Genomic DNA, 310 nt, shown 5'->3' with positions numbered 1-310 from the left:
CTTATGGATTTTACCGATTACTCATACCTGCCTGACTCTTTTATTGTTTGGTGTGTTTCCTTTGATTATTGCTTTAACCACGTTACCAAGTGGGATACGTATTCTTTATGGCTATATGCAGTTTTTTATGTCGCTGCAATTTTGGCCGGTGCTTTTTGCAATACTTAATGCTGGAATGACCATTTATGGCGCTTCATCATCAGCTGAATACGGCCAGTTTACTATGGTCAATCTTGATAAGATTGATGAATTACATGCGGATATTTCAGGGGCATGTGGTTATTTAATGATGCTCCTTCCTTTTTTGTCA

General features: G+C 38.1%; 1 protein-coding gene. It reads left to right on the top strand.

What is annotated here, in order from left to right; genetic code table 11:
* Positions 1–310: conjugal transfer protein TraG N-terminal domain-containing protein (locus Lbru_RS17310; protein WP_193786935.1), on the top strand; the 310-nt coding region annotated here is incomplete at both ends.

Source organism: Legionella brunensis, from assembly GCF_001467025.1.
Classification (GTDB): domain Bacteria; phylum Pseudomonadota; class Gammaproteobacteria; order Legionellales; family Legionellaceae; genus Tatlockia; species Tatlockia brunensis.
The sequence above is the reverse complement of the archived record's forward strand: the minus strand, read 5'-3'. Positions and strand labels throughout refer to the sequence as shown.